This is a genomic window from Actinoplanes sp. NPDC049118 (assembly GCF_040648555.1).
Classification (GTDB): domain Bacteria; phylum Actinomycetota; class Actinomycetes; order Mycobacteriales; family Micromonosporaceae; genus Actinoplanes.
Window position 1 is genome coordinate 1 of record NZ_JBEZDY010000041.1, and the last position, 16,854, is coordinate 16,854.

Consider the following 16,854-nt stretch of genomic DNA (forward strand, 5'->3'; position numbering starts at 1 on the left):
CGAGCCGAGACCGGCCTTGATCCGGTCGACGATGCCCACGCCGTAGGGCTGGCCGTCGTCGATGACGGCCACCGCGGTGGCCGGGCCCCCCGGCCGGAACCAATGTCGACATCGGACGGCGAACGGTCCGACATAAGAGAATGATGCTAATCGTCCGGTATATCTGTATCTATCAGTTTATGGGAGAGATGCGAAAGATATACGCAATACTGGGCACGGCTCAGCGGCGACCGGCCGAGGTCGCCTGAAACGTGAGGGCCGGATCCAAGACCCAGGAGGAAAGACAGCATGAACCTGTCCCGTTCCCGCGCCTCGCTGATGCGTGCCACCGGCTCCGTCGTGGCGATGGCAGCGGCCGCGCTGGTCACGGCGCTGCCGGGTACCGCCCAGGCCACACCCGCCGAGCACGAAGGAGACGGCGAGCGCAGCGTCTCCGTCACCGTCAAGAACCACACCGACGTGCGGCTCAACCTGGACGACGCCGACGCCGCGGAAGGGGAATGGACGATCGCCCCGCCATACGCCATCAAAGCATTCAAGATCGCGTACTTCGCCTCGATCTCGGACGAATTCGAGGGCGGCACCGAGGCCAGCGCCACCTACCGGACGAAATTCGGCAAGGTGGAGTTCTACTGGAGCAACCCGTGGCAGGTCGACAACGACTTCACCTGCCACACACCGCCGGAACTGGAGTGTGGGATCGACAGTGACCTGGGCCCCAACGCCAAGGTGACATTCGACCTCTGGGTGAGCTGACCGGCCGCACCGGCTGACATCCGGCCCGGCGTCCCGTTCCGGAAGGCGCGGGACGCCGGCGTGCGCGCGCCGGATCGAGGCCTAGCTAGAGCAGGCGGCGGATCTCGCCGTAGGCACGGTAGAAGCCGCCGCGGCTCGCCGGCCGGACGCCGGTCACCACGTAGCGGCTGCCGCGTTCGCGGATGCCCTTCGGGAACTGGACCTGCCAGTCCTGGTGGTAGCCGGACGACACGACCCGGACCCGCAGCCGACCGCCGTCCTCGATGCACTCGACCAGCACGCCGTCCGCGACGTCGTGGACGATCTCGACCGTGCTGGACGGTGCGACCGCGGGCATGCGCGGCGGCGCCTTCACGTCGATCGCCTGGGGGATGGTGCCGCCCACCGCGGACCGGATCGCGTCCTCGCCGGCGTCGATGCAGGCCAGCGAGCCGTCGGTGGTGACGATGTATAGGCGCTCGGCGCGGTACTGCATCGAGTAGGCCGAGCCGCAGCCGGTGCCCAGTTTCCACAGCCGGGTGCCGTCGGTGTCGAAGCAGTAGATCGACGACGCGCTGTCCCCCGCGAAGACGTAGCGGCCGTTCTGCGCGGTGGCGCACGAGTAGACCGGGGCGTCGCAGCGGTAGGTCTGCCGGTGCGCGCCGTCCTTGCCCAGCTCGACGATCTGCCGGGTCGCCGTGCCGGCGTAGAGCGTGGCGCGCTCCTGCCAGCCGAACAGGACCGCACCGGTGGCGGTGTGCCACAACTCGCGGCCGGTGCGCCAGTCGTAGCTCGTGACGCCGCCGGAGTGGCCGTGGTGCACGGCGTCGGCGTCGCAGCGGACCATCCAGGCCGAGTTGCCGCGCCCGGGCCGCTGCCACAGGAACTCGTCCTCGTGGTCGATCGCGGAGATCCCGCCGTCGGCGTCGGAGACGCCGAGGACGCCGTCGTGGATGTCGAGCCAGTAGATGTCGATCTCGGGCGCGATCCGGTATGCCATGCGCGGCACCTTGCCGGACAGGTCATAGACGTTGCCGTCATCGCAGCCGGCATAGATCCAGCCGTCGTCGGCGACGATGCACTTGACGCCCTCGGGCAGGCGGAACTGCCGCACCACCTCGGCGTCGTGGCTGAGCGTCGTGATCAGACCGCTCTCGTTGCCGACCATGCAGACGTCGTCGTCGACGAAGATGCCGAACGCCGGGCTGCCGGACGCGTAACGCCACAGGATCGGGGCCCGGGTGGCCGTCGAGCGGGTGCTGACGATCTGCCGCCGGGAGACGGCGCGCCTCTGCCGGCCCCCCGGGACGGCCGGGGCGTAGCCCTTGCGGATCTTCTCGCCGATCTTCTTCGACGCCTCGGCCTTCGCCTTGTCGGCGCTGGTGAAGGACGACTGCTTGACCTGGCCGCGTTCGCCGATCCGCCCGTAGCGGATGGTCACGTCCGTGCCGTCGACGGCCACCTCATAGAACTTGTGCGCGCTCCCGGCGTCTTCCGAGAGCTCGAGGTACGTCGTGTCGGCTGGCATCGGAGCCACCTTTCAGCATGGGTTGCGGCGCGCTGGGCGCATCGATGGAGGGACCGTAGCGACGGGGTGCGACATTTCTCCCACCGGGTCCACTGTCGACACGCGACGGTAGCGGACGGGTCAGCGCGCGCGAGGCCGGAGGCGGTCCAGCAGGCCGGCGACCCTCGGGTCGGACAGGGCCGCCGGCAGGTGCACCGCGTGATAGGTGACCGGCGGCAGATCGGTGACCGGCCGGGCGACCAGCCCGCTCGGCGCCGGCACGCAGCCGTTGACGACCGCGACACCCACGCCGAGGGCCGCGAAGTGCGTGATCAGGGGCCAGCCCTCGGCCTCGACGGCGACCGTCCAGTCCACGCCGGCGGCACCGAGGGCCCGCTCCAGCAGCGTCCGGTGCGGCCGGGGCCGGGGCGGGAGGATCAGGCTCGCACCGTCCAGGTCGCGCAGCGCCACCGACCGGCGCCGGGCCAGCCGATGGCCCTCCGGCACGAGCAGCACCTGCGGAAACGTCGCCAGCTCGACGGCGGTCAGATCGTCGGGCGGCGCGGCGAGCACGCCGACGCCGAGGTGCGCCTGTCCGGTACGGACGGTGGCGAGCATCTGCCGGTGATCGCAGTTGATCAGGCGCAGCCGGGTCGGCTCCTCGGCCAGCGCGGCCCGGATCGCGTCGCCGAGCAGGTAGAGGTAGGCGCCCTGGCCCGCGGCGAGCACCACCGGCCGGCTGGGCGCGACGCCGGCGAACTCGGCCAGGAAGTGCGCGAGCCGCTCGTCGTGCGCGCGGGCGAACCGGGCGACCGCCGCGCCGTCCGCGGTGAGCACCAGCCGCCGGCCGCTGCGGTGATAGAGCGGCCGCCCCAGGGCCTGCGCCAGCTTGCGGATCTTCACGTGCAGCGCCGGCTGGGAGATGTGCAGTTCCGCGGCGGCGTGCGTGAAGTTCAGGTGATCGGCGAACACGGCGAACGACGCCAGCGCGTCGGCGGAGACCGCACGCTCATCCATAACGGCAAACTATAGTCACGCCGACATCGATAGTTCTGTTGTAGCTCAGCGAGGGCCAGGCTGATCGTATGAACACACAGGGCATCCGGCTCGGGGTCGACATCGGCCGGGTCATCATCGGCGGTGGCGTCGTATCCGGCAGCAGCGACACCCAGTTCTTCGGCAGCGACACCGCCCGGATGCTGGCGACGCCGGCCGTGCCCGGCGCGTTCGACGCGCTGTCGCGCCTCGTGCCGCGCTTCGAGGGGGTGTGGCTGGTGTCCAAGTGCGGCGAACGGGTACAGCGCCGCTCCCGGCAGTGGCTCGACCACCACGACTTCTGGGCCCGCACCGGCATGTCCCGGCACAACGTCCGCTTCTGCCTCGCTCGGCCCGACAAGGCCGTGCACTGCGCGGAACTGGGGATCACGCACTTCGTCGACGACCGGCTCGACGTGCACCGGGCGCTGCGCGGCGTCGTCGCGCACCGGTACCTCTTCGGGCCGCAGCCCGCGCCGCCGCCCGACTGGGTGCGGCACACCGCGACCTGGCCGGCGGCGGAGGCCGCGATCGTGCGCAGCCTCCGGACCGCGGTCACGCTGGGCCGCGCCCCAGGATCGCCTTGAGGCCGGCGGTGTACACCTCGACCGGCACCGCCCGCGGGTCGAGCAGCCGCTGCAGCGACACCCCGATGTCGAGGGCCAGCAGCACCGCGGCGAGCTGGTCCGCCGGGAGCGGAAGGTCGTCGGCCAGCTCGGCCGCCTCCCTCGCGTTCGCGTCACGAACGCTCTGCAGCCACTGGGCGAGCGGGGCCCGGGCGGACCCGTCCCGCATGCCGTAGAGCCAGAGCTCGACGAACGCCAGCGCGAAACGGCGGATCTCGGGACGGTCGACCGCGGACTCGTAGGTGTCGCCGAGGCGGCCGGCCCAGGCGGCGAGGGACGCGCTCGGCGGCTCCGGCTCGTCGGCGCCCAGCTTGCGTTCCAGGATCGCCGCGATCAGGTCGCCCTTGCTGCCGAAGTTCGCATAGATGGCGCCCTTGGTCAGGCCCGCGGCCGCGGCGATCCCGTCCAGCGATGTCTGGTGGATCCCGCGGTCGCCGAAGAGGGTCTCCGCGGCGTCCAGCAGGCGGGCGCGGGTGACCGCCTGCTGCTGCACCCGGGTGAGTCGCTCGGTCATGGTGCCGAATCTACCCCGTTGACATTCGATGCGGTATCCAGATACTAATCAGTATTCGAATACCAACGGGTATGTGAGGCGACCATGCTGCACATCGACAACCTGACCAAGGTCTACCGCCGCGGCGTCCGGGCCAACGACGGCATCACCCTGGAGGCGGCCGCCGGCGAGGTGCTCGGCCTGCTCGGGCACAACGGCGCCGGCAAGACCACCCTGCTCGGCCAGGTCGTCGGCCTGGTGCGCCCGACCGGCGGCCGGATAACCCTGCTCGGCCGCGACCCGGTCGCGGAGCCCGCCTGGGCGCGCTCGGTCTGCTCCTTCCAGCCGCAGGCACAGGCGCCGCTCACCGGCGTCACCACCCGGCAGGCGATCGAGATCGTCGGGCGGATCCGGGGCGGTGGCCACCGGGCGGTGCGGCGGCGCACCGCCGAGCTGCTCACCGCGCTGGACATCGAGGAGTGGGCCGACCGGCCCGGCGAGCGGCTGTCCGGCGGCGTGCGGCGCCTCACCGCGTTCTGCATGGCGATCGTCGAGCCCGGCGGCCTGGTCATGCTCGACGAGCCCACCAACGACGTGGACCCGGTGCGCCGCCGGCTGCTCTGGGAGCAGGTGCGCTCGCTGGCCGCCGACGGCCGCGCCGTCGTCCTGGTCACCCACAACATCGCCGAGGCCGAGCGCGCGATCGACCGCGTCGTGGTCCTCGCCGGCGGCCGGGTCGCCGCCTCGGGCACGCCGGCGACGCTTGCCGCCGGCCGCGAGATGAGCCTGGAGCTGACCCTGCCCGCCGATCCCCCGCTACCGGCCTGGGCGCTGCGGACCGGCCGGAAGGGCGACCGCCTCACCGTCACCGTCGCCGGGGAGGACGCGCACCGCGCGGTCGCCTGGGCGCAGTCGCTCACCGCCCGCTTCTCCCTGAACCCCGTCAGCCTCGAGGACGTCTACCTCGCGCTGTCCGACGACCCGGAGGTCGACCGCGATGCGGCACTGGTTCCGTAGCTACCTTCTTCTGCTGCGCTGGTCGGCGATCCGGCTGCGGTACCTGCTGCCCCTGGTCCTGATCATCCAGATCTTCCTGTCCGTCGGGATCGTCATCGGCTTCGCGTTCCTGCTGCCGCAGGTCGACCCGGCCACCGCCCGCTACCTGTCCACCGGGGCGCCGACCCTGGGCCTCATCACGATCGGCATGGTGATGGCGCCGCAGCTCGTCGCCACCGCGAAGACCGAGGGGACATTCGCCTACAACCAGACGCTGCCGGTGCCGCGCACCGCGGTCCTCGGCGCGGACGTCACCGTCTGGCTGGTGGTCGGCGCCCCGGGGCTGATCCTGGGACTGCTGGTCGCGGCGCTGCGCTTCGACTTCACCCTGCGGGTGGGCTGGGCGGCCGCGCCCGCCATGCTGCTGGTCGCGCTGACCGCGACCACCATCGGCTTCGCGATCGCGTACGCCGCCACGCCGCCGGTCACCAACCTGGTCACGCAGTTGATCGTCTTCATCGCGCTGATGTTCTCGCCGATCAACTTCCCGGCCGACCGGCTACCGGGGTGGCTGCAGGCGATACACCGGGTGCTGCCGTTCGAGTACATGGCCGACGCGGTCCGGGACACCCTCACCTCGCCGCCGCACGGCATCGCGGCGCGGCCGTTCCTGGTGCTGGCGGCGTGGTGCGCAGCCGGCCTGGCCGTCACGCTGCGGGTGATGACCCGGCGCGACTGAGGGTCAGGCCGCCGGCAGTTCCGCGCGGCGCGCGCGCCACTGGCTGGGGCTGTCGCCGAACCGGTGGCGGAACCACCGGGAGAAGGCGCTCGGCGCGGCGAAGCCGAGCAGGTCGGAGATCTCCGTCAGCCGGTAGCGGTCGTTGGACAGGTAGCGCTCGGCGAGACCGGCACGCACGACGTCGACCATCGAGGTGAAGGTCTCCCCCGTGGCGGCGAGGCGCCGGTGCAGGGTCCGCCGGTCCATGCCCAGGGTGCGCGCGACCTCATCGACGCCGCAGCGGCCGGTCGGCAGCAGAACCTCCACGAGGTCCCGGACCCGGTCCGAGGTGGTGAGGCCCCGCGGCGCGGCCAGCGAGGTGAGCAGCTCGTCGAGGTGCCCACCGGACTCGGGACCGGCGAGCACGTTCGGCGCGTCGAGGTCCTTCGCGTACAGCACCAGGCCGGTGAAGGCGTGTCCGAAATGCACGCGTCCGCCGAACAGCGCGGTGTGCGTCTCGACGTCCGCCGGGGCGGCGTGCGAGAAGCACGCCGCTAGAGGCTGCCACCGCGCGCCGAGGACCTCGCGGACGATGCCGTGCAGCGCGCCGACCGCGAGCTCCTCCGCCTGGGTCGAGGGCGCCGGCTCGCCCAGCTCGAACCACATCCGGAGGGACGCGAGCCCTTCGGTCTCCACGACCCGGATCCGTAGCGCCTCGTTGTACGTGTGCTCGTAACGCATCAGCAGGCCCAGCGCGTCACGGAGGGTGTTCTCGCCGCGCAGTGCGAGGCTCAGCGGTCCCAGCGTCGACAGCCGGCGGTACTCGGCGAGCTTGAGCCCGAAGTCGGCGTGGCCCGAGGCGCGGGCGGACAGCTCCAGCAGCCGCGCGACGCGGACCGCAGGCACCCACCTGTCGGGCGTGGCCAGATCGGCCGGATCGAGGTCGACGGCGCGCATCAGGGTGGCCGGGTCAACGCCGAATGACTGGGTGAGCTGCAGATAGCCGCTGAGTGATGCATACCGGATAGAAGGCTTCAAAACACCATCCAAGTGTCCCTGAGGGATAAGGAATGTGTCCCCTGGAGTAAAGCATGTGGCGGGCATCACGCCTACTGTTGCCTGCATCACGACAGCGCATCCCCTGGAGGCAACACGTGGCGAAGGCCATCCGCTTCGACCGGCCCGGTGGCCCGGAGGTCATGCAGTGCGAATCGGTCGAGGTGGGTGAACCGGGCCCCGGCGAGGTCCGCCTCCGGCACCACGCCGTCGGGCTCAACTTCGCCGACACCTACTTCCGCAGCGGCCTCTACCCCGCCGCGCTGCCCGCCGGAATGGGCGTCGAGGCGGCCGGCGTCATCGAGGCGGTCGGCGCGGGCGTGTCCGGGTTCGGCGCCGGGGACCGGGTGACCTACACCGGCAGCCCGCTCGGCGCGTACAGCACCGAACGGGTCATGTCCGCGGCGCCACTGATCAAGCTGCCGGACGACATCGGTTTCGAGACCGCCGCCGCGATGACCATGCGCGGGCTGACCTCCGCCTACCTACTGAGGCGCATCACGACGCTGACGCCGGGCGACACCGTGCTGCTGCACGCCGCGGCCGGCGGCGTCGGCCTCATCTTCACCCAGTGGGCGAGCCTGCTGGGCATCGACGTGATCGGCACCGTATCCACCGACGAGAAGGCAGAGGTCGCCCGGGCTCACGGCTGCGCGCACACCATCGTCTACACCCGCGAGGACGTGGCCGCCCGGGTACGCGAGCTGACCGGCGGCGCCGGCGTGCCGGTGGTCTACGACAGCGTCGGCGCGACGACGTTCCACCAGTCCCTGAGCTCGCTGCGGCGCCGAGGGCTGCTGGTCTGCTTCGGCACGGCATCCGGCGCCGTACCACCGATCGACGCGATGCAGCTGGCGATCAAGGGCTCGCTGTTCGTCACCCGGCCGGCACTGGCCGACTACATCGCCGACGGGACCGAGCGGGCGGCCCTGGCGGGCGAGCTCTTCGACCACGTCTCGACGGGCCGGATCAAGATCCAGATCAATCAGCGGTACCCGCTTGAGGACGCCGTGCAGGCGCACCGGGACCTGGAGTCCGGCCGCAGCATCGGCTCCTCGGTCTTCACGCTCCCCGCCACCACCTACTGACATCCCGAATCCCAGGGAGGCTCACATGCAGGACACCATCGCCGAGACCGCCGCGACCGTAGGCTCGTTCGAGGCGCACCCGTTGACGGTGCACATCGGCGCCGAGCTGCGCGGCGTGAACCTGGCCGAGGTCGCACACAGCGACGACCTCTTCGCCGAGCTCAAGGCGCTGCTGCTGCGCCACAAAGTGTTGTTCGTCCGCGACCAGGACATCAGCCGGGCCGAGCACGTGACCCTCGCCGAGCGGTTCGGGTCGCTGGAGGACCATCCGATGGCCGGCAGCGACCCCGACCACCCCGGCCTGGTGCGCATCTACAAGGACCTGGACAGCCCGGCGGAGCACTACGAGAACGCGTACCACTGCGACGCGACCTGGCGGGAGGCCCCGCCGATGGGCTGCGTGCTCAGGATGGTCGAGGGTCCTCCGGTCGGCGGCGACACGATCTGGGTGAACATGGCCGAGGCGTACCGGCGGCTGCCCGAGGACGTCAAGGCACGCATCGCCGGCCTGCGGGCGCGGCACAGCATCGAGGCGTCGTTCGGCGCGAACCTGCCGATCGAGCAGCGCCTGGCGCTGCACGAGCGGTTCCCGGACGCCGAGCACCCGGTGGTGCGCACCCACCCCGAGACCGGCGAGAAGGTGCTGTTCGTCAACGCGTTCACGACGCACCTCACCAACCTGCACACCCCGAAGAACGTGCGCTTCGGCTTCGACTACTCCCCCGGCGGCAGCGAGTTGCTCAACTACCTCATCCGCCAGGCGGCCGTACCCGAGTACCAGGTGCGCTGGCGCTGGACGCCGAACAGCTTCGCCATCTGGGACAACCGCAGCACCCAACACTACGCCGTGCAGGACTACTGGCCCGCCGTTCGCAAGATGGAGCGCGCCGGGGTCATCGGCGAGAAGACGTTCTGACCTTCCACCTAGGACAGGAGACCCCCAATGCACTTCCTCGACGACTCGCTGTGGCCCGAAACCCAGGAGAAGCTGGTCATCACCGCCGCGCCCTACGGGCCGGAATGGGAACCGGGCGACTTCCCCGAGGACATCCCGGTGACGATGGACCAGCAGGTACAGGCCGCGGTCGACTGCTACAACGCCGGCGCCACCGTGCTGCACATCCACGTACGCGAGCTGAACGGCAAGGGCTCGAAGCGGATGTCGATGTTCAACGAGCTGCTCGGTCGTATCCGCGAGGCCGTGCCGGACATGATCCTGCAGATCGGCGGCTCGATCTCCTTCACCCCGGAGAACGACGGTGAAGCGGCCAAGTGGCTGGAGGACGAGGCCCGGCACCTGCTCACCACCCTCGACCCGGCGCCCGACCAGGTCACCATCGCCATCAACACCAGCCAGATGAACATCGTCGAGTTGATGACCGCCGACGACATCGCCGGCACCTCCTTCGAGCGGCCCGCACTGCACGAGGCATTCCGCAACATGGTCGTCCCGGCCGAGCCGGCCTGGGTCGAGGAGCACCTCAAGCGGCTGCGTGCGGCCGGCATCCAGCCGCACTTCCAGCTCGCACACAGCGCCCAGCTGGAGACCGTCGAACGCCTGGTCCGCCGCGGCATCTACACCGGCCCGCTCAACATCAGCTGGGTGGCCATCGGCGGCGGCTTCGACGGCCCGAACCCCTACACCATGATGGACTTCATCCGCCGGGTGCCGGACGGCGCGAGCCTGACCCTGGAATCCATCATGCGCGCCGTGCTGCCGATCAACACGATGGCCATCGCCATGGGCCTGCACACCCGCTGCGGCAACGAGGACAACCTCTGGTACGCCAAGGGCGAGAAGATGACCTCCGTCAAGCAGGTCGAGCAGCTCGTCCGCATCGCCGGCGAGCTCGGCCGCAAGGTCGCCGACGGCAAGGAAGCCCGCGACATCTACAGGATCGGCGAGTACTGGGACAGCCCCGACGAGGCCCTGGCGAAGCTCGGCTTCCCGCCGAACCGCCGCCCCGGCCAGCTGGGCTTCACCTTCCACTCCTGAGCGTTCCCTCCACGATCTGGTAAACCCCACCCCGGCTCATTCTTGGAGCGATCATGGCCATACAAGTCAGACCGGCCGTCGCGGCCCCGGCCGCACCTCCCGCCCGGCTCTACCGGGTCTTTCCGTGGGTCGTCTTCGCGCTCACCTTCGGCCTGCTGCTGTCGGACTACATGTCGAGGCAGGTCCTGTCGGCGGTCTTCCCGTTCCTCAAGCAGGAGTGGGGGCTCACGGACACCCAGCTGGGCAGCCTGACCAGCATCGTCGCCCTGACCGTTGGCGTTCTGGCGGTGCCGCTGTCGCTGGTCGGCGACCGCTGGGGACGGGTCAGGGCGATCGTCGTCATGGCCGTCGTGTGGAGCCTCGCCACGCTGGGCTGCGCGCTCGCCGCCGGCTATGGTCACCTGCTCCTGGCCCGCCTCATGATCGGAGTCGGCGAGGCCGCGTACGGCAGCGTCGGTCTCGCGGTCGTCCTCGCGGTCTTCTCCGCGCGCCGACGGGCCTCGCTCACCGGTGCGTTCATGGCGGCGGGCTCGTTCGGTTCGGTACTGGGCGTCGCGCTCGGCGGCGTGCTCGCCGTCCAGTTCGGCTGGCGCTGGGCGTTCGCGGTGATGGGCATCTTCGGCCTGGTGCTCGCCGGCCTCTACTGGGGCGTGATCACCGAGCGCAGGCTGACCGCGCACAAGGTCGACGACGCGCCCGGCGCCGGGCCGGCGCTGGCCGCCGGGCACCGGCGCGCCCGCCTGACCACGCTCTTCTCCACCCCCGCGGTGGTCTTCGCGTACCTCGGTGGCGGCGTGCAGCTGTTCATCGCCGGTTCGCTGTTCGCCTGGCTGCCCAGCTACTTCAACCGGGCGCACGGGCTGGCCCCGGACTCCGCCGCCAAGGTCGCCGCGCTGTTCATCCTGATCATGGGCGCCGGCATGATCGTCTGCGGAATGATCACAGACCGCGCCGGGCGGAGCAGGCCGGTCAGCAAGTGGACCACCGCCATCGCGTTCGCCGCCGTGACGTTGGTCTTCCTCGGCGCCGCCTTCGCGGTACAGCCCGGCGGCCCGCAGATGCTGCTGCTCGCGGTGGGCTGCTTCTTCGCCGCCGGCACGACCGGACCCACCGGGGCGATGGTGGCCGGGCTGACCCACGAGTCCATCCGGGCCACCGCGTTCGGCACGCTCACCTTCTTCAACAGCGTCCTCGGCCTGGCCGCCGGCCCGGTCATCACGGGCATTCTCGCCGACCGGGTCGGCCTGCAGACCGCGATGAGGTACGTCCCGCTGGCCGCCGTGGTCGCCGTCGTCCTGCTGTTCCTGGGGCGGCGCGCCTACCCCGCCAGCATCCGGCGGCTCGAGCCCGCTGCGACGACCGGCACCACGGACGGGGGGCCGGCGTGACCTGCGGCCCGGGCACGGTGATCGTTACCGTGCCCGGGCTCCGGGGGCGGGTGAAGGACCACTGGCAGACCCGGCTCGCGCACGCGCTGCCGAACGTGCGGGGCGTCCCGCCGCTCGGCCGGGAGAACCCGAGCCTGGACGAGCGGGTGGCGGCGCTGCACCGGACGATCGAGGCGACCGACGGACCCGTGGTGATCGTCGCGCACAGCGCCGGCGTGATCACGACCGTCCACTGGGCCGCCCGCCACGCCGGGGCCGCCCGACGGATCCGGGGCGCCCTGCTCGCCACCCCGCCGGATCTGGCGGCACCGCTGCCCGCGGAGTACCCGCCCCTGTCCGAACTGGCCGCCCTCGGCTGGCTGCCGGTACCGCGACACCCGCTGCCGTTCCCCAGCATCGTCGGCGCCAGCGCCGACGACCCGCTCGGCGATCCGGCGTTGATCCGGGCCCTCGCCGAGGCCTGGGGCAGCCGCTACCGCGAGCTCGGCGCCGTCGGCCACCTCAACCCCGCGTCCGGCTACGGCGACTGGCCCGGCGCCGAACCACTCATCAAGGAACTCGACCACCCGGAGGCACCCCGATGACCCTGAACCTGGCCACCCTGCTGGAGGACAGCGCCCGCCGCCACCCGGGCCGCGACGCGGTCGTGCTCGGCGACACCCGGCTCTCGTACGCCGCACTCGACGCGGCCGCGGGCCGGGTGGCCGAACTGCTGGCGAGCCGGGGCATCCGGCCGGGCGACCGGGTCGCCCTGTCCTGCCCGAACCTGCCGTACTTCCCGATCGCCTACTACGGCATCCTCAAGGCCGGCGCGGTGGTCGTGCCCCTCAACGTGCTGCTCAAGAGCCGGGAGATCGCGTACCACCTGGCCGACTCCGGGGCCAGGGCGTACCTCTGCTTCGAAGGGACCGCCGAGCTGCCGATGGGCGCCGAAGGCTTCGCCGGCTTCGGGCGGACCGAGGGGTGCGAGCAGTTCTTCCTCATCACGACCGACCCCGCCGCCGACTCGCCGATCGAGGGTGCGCAGACGCTCGGGCGGGCGCTCGCCGGCCGCGGCGGCACCTTCGACACGGTGCCCACGAGCGAGACCGACACCGCGGTCATCCTCTACACCAGCGGCACGACCGGGCAGCCCAAGGGCGCCGAGCTGTCGCACGCCAACCTGGTGCTCAACGCGCTCACCTGCAACCGCCTGTTCGGCGGCCTCGCCACCGAGCACGAGCGGCACCTGGTCACGCTCCCGCTGTTCCACTCGTTCGGCTCGACGGTGCAGATGAACGCGGGCTTCGCGGTCGGCTCCACGCTGGTGCTGCTGCCGCGGTTCCAGGCGGACGAGGCGGTGCGGCTGCTGCAACGGGAGAAGATCACCTTCTTCGCCGGCGTGCCGACGATGTACTGGGGACTGCTCGGCGCCCTCGACGAGGACGTCGACGTGGCGGAGATCGCCCGCAACCTGCGGGTGGCGGTCTCCGGCGGGGCGTCGCTCCCCGTGGAGATCATCCGGCAGGTCGGGGAGCGGTTCGGGGTCCGGATTCTCGAGGGGTACGGCCTGTCGGAGACCTCGCCGGTGGCCACCTTCAGCGACCCGGAGCGAGACCCGCGCCCCGGCTCGATCGGCGTGCCGATCTGGGGCGTACGGGTGAAGCTGATCGACCCCGAGTGGAAGACGATCGAGGGCACCGACGAGGTCGGCGAGATCGCCATCGCCGGGCACAACATCATGAAGGGCTACCACGACCGGCCGGAGGCGACCGCCGAGGTGATGCGGGACGGCTGGTTCCGCACCGGCGACCTGGCACGCCGCGACGGCGACGGCTTCTACTACATCGTCGACCGGGCCAAGGACATGGTCATCCGGGGCGGCTTCAACGTGTACCCCCGCGAGATCGAGGAGGTGCTCCTGACGCACCCGGCCGTCTCCCTCGCGGCGGTCGTCGGCGTGCCCCACGACGGCCTCGGCGAGGAGGTCAAGGCCTTCGTCATCCGCGGCGGGGACGTCACCGAGGACGAGCTCATCGCGTGGTGCCGGGAGAACATGGCCGCCTACAAGTACCCGCGCCTGGTCGAGTTCGTCGAGTCGCTGCCGATGACCGCGACCGGCAAGATCCTAAAACGAGAGCTGACCGGTCGGTGACCAGCGGATGCGTCAACGTCGCCGTTTCCGCCCCACCGCACCGGTCCCCGCACCCGGCCGTATCGGCCCTGCTGGTCCTCGCCGCCGGCCTCGGCGCCGCGGCCCTCGGTCACCGGCTCGTGCCACAGGTGGGCATGCTCACCTGGGCGGTCGCCCTCGGCGTCGCCGCCGCCAACCTCAACCTGCTGCCCGCCCGCGGCCGAGCCGCGATCGCCGGGCTGACCAGGAGGCTGCTGCGGGCCGGCGTGATGCTGCTGGGATTCTCGGTGTCGATCGGCGCCGTCATGGCGCTGGGCGCCCCGGTGATCGCCGTCGTGGCCGGCACGCTGCTGGCCACCGTCGTGTTCACCACGTGGCTGGGCACCCGGCTGCGGCTGGGCGGACCGAGAAGCCTGCTGATCGGCGCCGGGGTGGCGATCTGCGGCGCGTCCGCCATCGCCGCCATGGAGGACGCCGCCGGCGCCGACGACGAGGACGTCACCGCCGCCATCGCGATGATCACCCTGTTCGGCTCGATCGCGCTGGTGGCGTTCCCGCTGCTGCGGGCGCCGCTCGGCCTCGGCGACGTGCAGTACGGCGTGTGGACCGGCGCGGGGGTGCACGAGGTCGGCCAGGTGGTCGCCGCCGCCAGCCCGGCGGGCGCGGCCGTCGTCACCGTCGCGGTCATCGTCAAGCTCACCCGGGTGCTGCTGCTGGCCCCGGTCGTCGCCGGGGTGAGCGTCGTCCGCCGGCTCCGCGCACCCCACGCCGGCGGCGGGACCGCCCGCCCACCGCTGATCCCGTTGTTCGTCCTCGGCTTCCTCGCCTGCGCGGGCCTGCGCAGCGCCGGAGTCGTGCCGCAGCAGGCGCTCGGCTGGATCGGCACGCTGCAGGTGACCGCGCTCGGCGCGGCCCTGTTCGGCATGGGCAGCTGCGTGCACCTCGCCTCGCTGGTGCGCCGGAGCAGGGTCTCCATCGTGGTCGCGGCGGCGTCGACGCTCTTCGTCACCGCCCTCGCGCTCGGCGCCACCCTGCTCGTCGTCCGTGGCTGAGCGGCCGCCCGCCCCGGCCACGTCGAAAATGGGTTCACCTGTCGGCGAGCACGACGATCCCGTCGTCGTCGCTGAAGACCTGCGCGCCGGGGGTGAACCGGCAACCGCCGAACTCGATCACCACGTCCCGCTCGCCGGCGCCGGTCTTGGCGCTCTTGCGCGGGTTGGAGCCGAGCGCCTTGATCCCGATGGGCAGCGCGCGCAGCGCGGCGACGTCGCGGACGGCGCCGTTGATGACCACACCGGCCCAGCCGTTCTCCACGGCCAGGCCGGCGATGATGTCGCCCATGAGGGCGGTGTGCACGGAACCCCCGCCGTCGACCACGAGCACCCGGCCCGCACCGGGCTCGGTCAGCACGGACTTGAGCAGCGCGTTGTCCTCGAAGCAGGTCACGGTGACCGCCGGACCGTGGAACGCGGCCGCGCCACCGTACTGGCGCAGCTGGGTGTCGCAGGACCCGAGCTCCTCGCCGTACTTGTCGTAGAGGTCCGCGGTGTTGTCCATGATCTTCCTTCCGGATGGCGGCCGAGCGCAGCGCGAGCATAACGTCGGCGGCGGCACCGGCGATGTTGCGTGCGGCACCATCGGCGTCAGGGTGCGGCACCGGCGAGGAACGGGCGGGCCAGCAGCCCGCCCGCGCCCCTGGGGTGCAGCACGGCCGACACCAGCACGGCGACCGCGACCGTCCCGGCGGCCGGACCCAGCAGGGTGAGCAGGGCCGCGGCGCCGACCGCCGTGCCCAGCCCGAGGCCGAAGATCGCGATCAGCACGAGCCCGGTGAGCCGGGCCGGCCCCGGCGCGTCCGGCGACCGCAGGCCCCGGGACCACCAGCCCGCCTCCATCCACAGCAGCAGGGGCACCAGCACCACACCCATGGCGTAGAGGGTCAGCGCCACGTCGCTGGTGAGGAAGGCGGCCGGGTCGAATCCGCCGGTACGCCAGTCGGCGGTGGTGGGTGCGAAGAACCGGCGGTACCCGGTGCCGTCCCAGCCGTATGCGAGGACGAAGAACATCGCGAGGTAGCCCAGCGGCATCTGCAGCCAGGACAGGTAGTGGTGGCCGCGCCGCCACAGCTCCCGCGCGACGAGATAGCCGACGACGCCCTGGCTGATGTTGGTGACCGCGAACGCGGCGACCAGCCAGCCGGGCAGGTCCGCGTGCGCGCCCGCCGCGTGCATCGTCTCCCAGCCGGGGAACCGCCAGAGCAGCCAGATCCCGCTCGGCGCGAACACGCAGCCGAGGAACAGCACCGTCACGGTGAACCGCCGGTCGTCCAGCGGTTCGCGGGCGGGTTCCCGCAGCGAGGCGCACGCGGCGGCGGCGCCGCAGCCGGCGCCGATGGCGTACGACCAGAAGACGTCGACCTGGACCATGGCTGGTTCCCTTCAGGACGGGTCGGTACGGGCGAGACCGTCGAACATCAGCGTCACCACGGCCCGGATCCACGCGTCGCGCAGCGCCACCGCGGTCGGGTCGCGAGCCACCTGGGCGGCGCCCTCGAAGACCATTCCGTTGACCACGCGGGCGGTGACGTCGACGTCGAGGTCGCCGCGGAGGAAGCCCCGCTCCAGCCCGTTGCGCAGGTAGGCGGCGGTGTAGTCGGCGAAACGGTCGAGCGCCTCCCGGTGGCGTTCGCGCAGCTGCTCGTCGACGGTCGCCAGGTCGAAGAAGACCAGCCGGCCCAGGGCCGGGTCGGCGGCGAAGAGCTCGTACAGGCGGTGGCCGATGCGCCACACCTGGGCCCGGTACTCGGCGAGGCTGCCGGTGGTGTCCGGGGACTCCGCGGCGACCACCTCGGCGATGCGCCCCAGCGCCCGGTCGAGGACGGCCGCCGCCACGTCGCGCTTGTTGCCGAAGTACCGGTAGACCGTGCCGTGCCCGATGCCCAGCTCGCCGGCGAGGTCGGCGACGCCCGCGGCGGCGTAGCCCTTGCGGGCGAAGACGGCGTGGGCGGCGTCCAGGATCGCGTCGCGACGACCGGGTTCCGCGGTGCGTGCCATTGATGAATGACACATCATTCCGGAATAGACGTCAATACCCGTCGATGGCT

At 71.7% G+C, this 16,854-nt stretch carries 18 protein-coding genes; 11 read left to right on the forward strand and 7 right to left on the reverse strand.

Annotated elements, in window-relative coordinates:
* Nucleotides 1–288: 288 nt before the first annotated feature.
* Nucleotides 289–756 carry a hypothetical protein gene (locus tag AB0B58_RS39290; protein ID WP_360235370.1) on the forward strand — a complete coding sequence of 156 codons (468 nt, stop codon included), beginning with the start codon at nucleotides 289–291 and terminating at the stop codon, nucleotides 754–756.
* 85 nt (nucleotides 757–841) lie between these two features.
* Here AB0B58_RS39290 and AB0B58_RS39295 read toward each other — a convergent pair whose 3' ends face one another.
* Both AB0B58_RS39295 and AB0B58_RS39300 read right to left on the reverse strand, forming a co-directional pair.
* Nucleotides 842–2,263, reverse strand: coding sequence for a WGR domain-containing protein (locus tag AB0B58_RS39295; protein ID WP_360235373.1), 1,422 nt, complete (start codon nucleotides 2,261–2,263; stop codon nucleotides 842–844).
* Nucleotides 2,264–2,383: 120 nt separating this feature from the next.
* Nucleotides 2,384–3,259: a LysR family transcriptional regulator gene (locus tag AB0B58_RS39300; RefSeq protein ID WP_360235376.1), complete on the reverse strand. Its 876-nt coding sequence runs from the start codon at nucleotides 3,257–3,259 to the stop codon at nucleotides 2,384–2,386.
* Nucleotides 3,260–3,327: 68 nt separating this feature from the next.
* Between AB0B58_RS39300 and AB0B58_RS39305 the strand changes: the two genes are divergently transcribed.
* Complete coding sequence (locus tag AB0B58_RS39305) at nucleotides 3,328–3,864, forward strand: hypothetical protein (protein ID WP_360235379.1); 537 nt, start codon at nucleotides 3,328–3,330, stop codon at nucleotides 3,862–3,864.
* Here AB0B58_RS39305 and AB0B58_RS39310 read toward each other — a convergent pair.
* Nucleotides 3,833–4,417, reverse strand: a complete 585-nt coding sequence (locus AB0B58_RS39310; protein WP_360235382.1) for a TetR family transcriptional regulator — start codon at nucleotides 4,415–4,417, stop codon at nucleotides 3,833–3,835. The two genes, AB0B58_RS39305 and AB0B58_RS39310, sit on opposite strands and share 32 nt — an antisense overlap.
* An 84-nt stretch (nucleotides 4,418–4,501) precedes the next feature.
* On the opposite strand from AB0B58_RS39310, the gene AB0B58_RS39315 reads away from it, so the two are divergent.
* Nucleotides 4,502–5,413: an ABC transporter ATP-binding protein gene (locus AB0B58_RS39315; RefSeq protein WP_360235385.1), complete on the forward strand. Its 912-nt coding sequence runs from the start codon at nucleotides 4,502–4,504 to the stop codon at nucleotides 5,411–5,413.
* On the forward strand, nucleotides 5,394–6,131 hold the full coding sequence (locus AB0B58_RS39320) for an ABC transporter permease (protein WP_360235388.1): 738 nt from the start codon (nucleotides 5,394–5,396) through the stop codon (nucleotides 6,129–6,131). The genes AB0B58_RS39315 and AB0B58_RS39320 overlap by 20 nt, the downstream gene beginning before the upstream one ends.
* A 3-nt stretch (nucleotides 6,132–6,134) precedes the next feature.
* On the opposite strand, the gene AB0B58_RS39325 is transcribed toward AB0B58_RS39320, so the two are convergent.
* Nucleotides 6,135–7,148: an AraC family transcriptional regulator gene (locus AB0B58_RS39325; protein WP_360235391.1), complete on the reverse strand. Its 1,014-nt coding sequence runs from the start codon at nucleotides 7,146–7,148 to the stop codon at nucleotides 6,135–6,137.
* A 116-nt stretch (nucleotides 7,149–7,264) separates the two neighbouring features.
* On the opposite strand from AB0B58_RS39325, the gene AB0B58_RS39330 reads away from it, so the two are divergent.
* The 7 genes from AB0B58_RS39330 to AB0B58_RS39360 are packed head-to-tail and all read left to right on the forward strand — an operon-like array spanning nucleotide 7,265 to nucleotide 14,803.
* The gene (locus tag AB0B58_RS39330; protein WP_360235394.1) at nucleotides 7,265–8,254 is read left to right on the forward strand and encodes a quinone oxidoreductase; all 990 of its coding nucleotides are present in this window, start codon (nucleotides 7,265–7,267) and stop codon (nucleotides 8,252–8,254) included.
* Nucleotides 8,255–8,279: 25 nt separating this feature from the next.
* Nucleotides 8,280–9,170: a TauD/TfdA family dioxygenase gene (locus AB0B58_RS39335; RefSeq protein ID WP_360235397.1), complete on the forward strand. Its 891-nt coding sequence runs from the start codon at nucleotides 8,280–8,282 to the stop codon at nucleotides 9,168–9,170.
* 27 nt (nucleotides 9,171–9,197) lie between these two features.
* Complete coding sequence (locus AB0B58_RS39340) at nucleotides 9,198–10,250, forward strand: 3-keto-5-aminohexanoate cleavage protein (protein ID WP_360235400.1); 1,053 nt, start codon at nucleotides 9,198–9,200, stop codon at nucleotides 10,248–10,250.
* 53 nt (nucleotides 10,251–10,303) lie between these two features.
* Nucleotides 10,304–11,638: an MFS transporter gene (locus AB0B58_RS39345; RefSeq protein WP_360235405.1), complete on the forward strand. Its 1,335-nt coding sequence runs from the start codon at nucleotides 10,304–10,306 to the stop codon at nucleotides 11,636–11,638.
* A gap of 29 nt (nucleotides 11,639–11,667) precedes the next feature.
* The gene (locus AB0B58_RS39350; RefSeq protein WP_360235408.1) at nucleotides 11,668–12,222 is read left to right on the forward strand and encodes an alpha/beta hydrolase; all 555 of its coding nucleotides are present in this window, start codon (nucleotides 11,668–11,670) and stop codon (nucleotides 12,220–12,222) included.
* Nucleotides 12,219–13,772: a long-chain fatty acid--CoA ligase gene (locus AB0B58_RS39355; RefSeq protein WP_360235411.1), complete on the forward strand. Its 1,554-nt coding sequence runs from the start codon at nucleotides 12,219–12,221 to the stop codon at nucleotides 13,770–13,772. The genes AB0B58_RS39350 and AB0B58_RS39355 overlap by 4 nt, the downstream gene beginning before the upstream one ends.
* A complete protein-coding gene (locus tag AB0B58_RS39360; RefSeq protein ID WP_360235414.1) occupies nucleotides 13,769–14,803 on the forward strand; it encodes a putative sulfate exporter family transporter in 1,035 nt (344 codons plus the stop codon). Before AB0B58_RS39355 ends, AB0B58_RS39360 begins: the two co-directional genes overlap by 4 nt.
* Before the next feature lie 34 nt (nucleotides 14,804–14,837).
* Here the strand turns inward: AB0B58_RS39360 and rraA are convergent, their stop codons facing one another.
* From rraA to AB0B58_RS39375, 3 genes are all read right to left on the reverse strand, one after another.
* The gene (gene rraA / locus AB0B58_RS39365) at nucleotides 14,838–15,308 is read right to left on the reverse strand and encodes a ribonuclease E activity regulator RraA (RefSeq protein WP_360235417.1); all 471 of its coding nucleotides are present in this window, start codon (nucleotides 15,306–15,308) and stop codon (nucleotides 14,838–14,840) included.
* 86 nt (nucleotides 15,309–15,394) lie between these two features.
* Complete coding sequence (locus tag AB0B58_RS39370; RefSeq protein WP_360235420.1) at nucleotides 15,395–16,177, reverse strand: hypothetical protein; 783 nt, start codon at nucleotides 16,175–16,177, stop codon at nucleotides 15,395–15,397.
* A gap of 12 nt (nucleotides 16,178–16,189) precedes the next feature.
* The gene (locus tag AB0B58_RS39375; RefSeq protein WP_360235423.1) at nucleotides 16,190–16,804 is read right to left on the reverse strand and encodes a TetR/AcrR family transcriptional regulator; all 615 of its coding nucleotides are present in this window, start codon (nucleotides 16,802–16,804) and stop codon (nucleotides 16,190–16,192) included.
* Nucleotides 16,805–16,854 lie beyond the last annotated feature (50 nt).